3 protein-coding genes and 2 pseudogenes are annotated in these 3,413 nt (G+C 58.6%); 3 read left to right on the top strand and 2 right to left on the bottom strand.

Going from position 1 to position 3,413, the window contains the following annotated elements:
• Positions 1-333 (top strand): annotated as a pseudogene (locus ACFPN9_RS20470) (hypothetical protein); the annotation flags it as partial.
• Between the two features lie 38 nt (positions 334-371).
• On the opposite strand, the gene flgF reads toward ACFPN9_RS20470, so the two are convergent.
• Together flgF and ACFPN9_RS20460 are read right to left on the bottom strand one after the other, a co-directional pair.
• Entirely contained in the window at positions 372-1,103 is a 732-nt protein-coding gene (flgF, locus tag ACFPN9_RS20465; protein WP_156446516.1) for a flagellar basal-body rod protein FlgF, read from the bottom strand.
• Positions 1,104-1,182: 79 nt separating this feature from the next.
• On the bottom strand, positions 1,183-1,551 hold the full coding sequence (locus tag ACFPN9_RS20460; RefSeq protein WP_377817532.1) for a hypothetical protein: 369 nt from the start codon (positions 1,549-1,551) through the stop codon (positions 1,183-1,185).
• Positions 1,552-1,627: 76 nt separating this feature from the next.
• Here ACFPN9_RS20460 and ACFPN9_RS20455 point away from each other — a divergent pair, with 76 nt between their 5' ends.
• Both ACFPN9_RS20455 and ACFPN9_RS20450 read left to right on the top strand, forming a co-directional pair.
• Positions 1,628-2,662, top strand: a complete 1,035-nt coding sequence (locus tag ACFPN9_RS20455) for an NAD(P)/FAD-dependent oxidoreductase (RefSeq protein ID WP_377817531.1) — start codon at positions 1,628-1,630, stop codon at positions 2,660-2,662.
• Between the two features lie 75 nt (positions 2,663-2,737).
• Positions 2,738-3,325 (top strand): annotated as a pseudogene (locus ACFPN9_RS20450) (MBL fold metallo-hydrolase); the annotation flags it as partial.
• Between the last annotated feature and the right edge of the window lie 88 nt (positions 3,326-3,413).

Raw genomic sequence — 3,413 nt, 5'->3', positions numbered from 1 at the left:
AAAGCGCCGGCCCTCAGGCAGCCCGAAGCCGATCATCAGGCAGACATTGCACCGAACCCATCAGAGCGCCAGAAATCGGAGGGTTCTTGCGGGTGTCCAGGTCAGCGGACCACGCTCGACGTCCTCAACGCTCAACAGGAACTTGTGATCGCGCGCTCTAGTTTGGTGACAGCCCAACGCGACCGTGTTGTTGCGTCATACACCGCACTGTCGGCGATCGGCCGTCTGTCGGCAGAAACGCTGGGCCTGAAAGCCGAAATCTACAACTCGCGCAGGCACTACGATCAGGTGAAAGGTCTTCTGTGGGGAACACAAACGCCAGATGGGCGCTGATATTATAACGTCCTCGATGAATCTTCGACCAATTAACGTTAGAGCGTATCTGATAAGCGTTGCATTTCTACTGAGTCGTCATCTTTTTTCATCATATTGGCAACCATCTCATATGTTCGGGTCAGTTTGACGAGATTGACCATCTCGGTCGCGCCCACGACATTTGATTTTTCGATCGCTCCGATGGACAAGCGAGCGTCGGCAGGAACCGGTTGGCTCTTTGGAGCGTCGAACAGATTGTTGCCTGCCGGACTGAGGTCGCTTGAATTTGAAAACTTCACCACCATCAATCGGCCGCGAACGCCTTGCGCCGTCGATATCGCTCCATCGCTTGCGATCGCAATGTTCCGGTCATTTGGCGAGAAGGTCAAAGCCCCGCTCGAGGTCACGACGGGATGGCCGACCGCAGTGACAAGCTGGCCTGAGCTGTTCAAGCGAAACGAACCATCGCGCGTGTAGCGATTGCCATCCGGCGTCTGCACGACAAACCACCCGTCGCCCTTGATCGCAACGTCGAGGGGGTTCCCCGTTGACTCGATAGGACCCGGAGTAAAATCCGTGGTCGCTAAGCCCGTATCGACGAGGGATACATATTTGTTGGCATTCGGCTCGGGCCCTGATTGGGTCGCTTCCTTGAGATGTTCCTTGAAAGAGGAGCGTTGCCCCTTAAAGCCCGGCGTGCCAATATTGGCGACATTATTTGCCAGTTTATCGAGATCGCGCCGCATCGCTATCAGATGGGACAAGCGAATTATGCCGGTCGATGACACCGTCTGCCCTCCGCTAGCCGCAAGATTACGAGATACTATATTTCGCCTGCGACAGAAATTTGTTGGAAAGAGTACGCGACTATCGTGCAGCCAGACAAGCAAAAAGCGCCCCGAAGGACGCTTTCGTATGCTCACACGTATCGAGGCTACGCTGATTTATCGCGGTGACCATCTTGGTCGAGATCTCCAGGCTTGTGCCCGGGATGATCGTGGTGCTCGCCTGGCTTTTCAGACGCGGACTTGTCGCGGTGACCATGTTGGTCGAGATCTCCAGGCTTGTGCCCAGGGTGATCGTGGTGCTCGCCTGACTTTTCAGAGACCGACTTGTCGCGGTGCCCGTGCTCGTCGAGATCTCCGGACTTGTGACCTGGGTGGTCATGATGCTGGCCGGGTTTTTCGTGTGCCATGTTTCAACTCCCTTTCGAGGTACCAAAGCAACAGTCAGCATGGTGCTATTGTTCCCTTGCGAAGAAAACTCGCGGCAGAGGTTGAAGCTCTAGCCACTTGAGATCCTATCTATTGGGATGTGTCGGGGATCGAGGGAGCTTGCAGATATGACATCGGGGTCGCGGCGGGACCAGCATGGGCCGCAAAGCACGGGAGCGTCGGCTCCTGGAGATGACATATCAGGGGTCAATGCTTACGGGTCGAATCCGCTGGATTGCCTTGTGATCGGAGGCGGTCCCGCGGGACTGACGGCTGCAATCTACCTGGCGAGGTATCATCTGGCTGTTTTGGTCGTGGACGGCGCAGAAAGTCGGGCAAGTTGGATTCCCATCAGCCATAACCACGCCGGCTTCCCCGATGGCATAGGGGGATCGGAGCTTCTGGCGCGGATGAAGGCCCAGGCTACGCGCTACGGTTCCCGTCATATGGTCGCCAATGTGACCTCGTTAACGAAAGACGACGATCTTTTCGTTGCAATAGCCGGGGATCTGACCCTGCGTGCCCGTACGGTCCTGATGGCAACCGGTGTCGTGAACCGCCGGCCTGCCATGCCAGAGGATATGCACGCCGAGGCACTGGCGCGCGGTTTGCTGCGCTATTGTCCGATCTGCGATGGGTTCGAGGTGACGGATCGCCGCGTCGGCGTCATCGGCACCGCGGCGAGTGGGCTCGGGGAGGCCGAGTTCCTGCGCAGCTTCACGGCGGATGTGAGCTTGATATCCCCTTACGGACTGCACGATCTCGATGCCTCGCAGCGATTGCGGGTCCATAAGGCTGGCATCAAGCTGCTCGCGGGGCCTTGTTTGGCCTTCGATCTCCGCGAGGCGACGATCGCGGTCGCTTTACCCAATAAAAATTGTGTCTTCGACGCTGTCTACCCGGCGTTAGGTAGCGATGTCCGATCCAAACTCGCGGTCGGGCTGGGATCGACGCTCTCCAATCAGGGATGCGTGCTCGTCGATGCCAAGCAACGAACCGATGTGCCAGGCTTGTATGCTGCGGGCGACGTCGTCGAGGGTCTCGACCAGATCAGCTACGCCATGGGGCATGCTGCAGTCGCTGCAACCGCGATCCGCAACGATCTGTGCGCCCGGCAACCGCTCCACCGCTAGCGCGATCGCTCACGTCTTCGACGCAATGGGCCAATGGCGATTGCTAATCGAGAGGATTCTGGAATGAACGGCAGTCCGATCGTCAAGGGCTTCTTCGACGCGCGCACCTCTTCCATTCAATACGTCGTCTCGTGTCCGGCGACGAGGCGGTGCGCCATCATCGATCCCGTTCTGGATTTCGACGAGAAATCCGGCGCGACCGCGACGACCAACGCCGACGCGATCCTGGCCCATGTCAGGAATCGCAACCTGACAGTGGCCTGGATCCTCGACACCCATCCTCACGCCGATCATTTCTCGGCGGCCGGCTATCTCAAGGAGCGCACCAACGCGCCGACGGCGATCGGAGATCATATCGGCGAAGTCCAGGCGCTTTGGAAAGAGATCTACGGCTTTCCCGCGCTCGCGACCGACGGCTCGCAATGGGACAGGCTTTTCGCACCAGGCGAGACCTTCCGGGTGGGCGAGATTGAGGCTCACGTCCTATTCTCGCCAGGGCACACGCTGGCCTCGATCACCTATGTCATCGGCGATGCCGCCTTCATCCACGATACCCTGTTGATGCCCGACAGCGGCACCGCACGCGCTGATTTTCCCGGTGGAAACGCCTCCAGGCTTTGGGCCTCGATCCAGGACATACTGTCGCTTCCCGGTAAGCGTCGTCCTCAGGCCACATCCCTGAGAGCGGCCTGAGCCGGATATTCCCAGGGCAGCAGTTCGTCGATGCGGCTATTGGGATGGCCGTTGACGA

This window comes from Allobosea massiliensis, from assembly GCF_042655245.1.
Classification (GTDB): domain Bacteria; phylum Pseudomonadota; class Alphaproteobacteria; order Rhizobiales; family Beijerinckiaceae; genus Allobosea; species Allobosea massiliensis.
The sequence above is the reverse complement of the archived record's forward strand: the minus strand, read 5'-3'. Positions and strand labels throughout refer to the sequence as shown.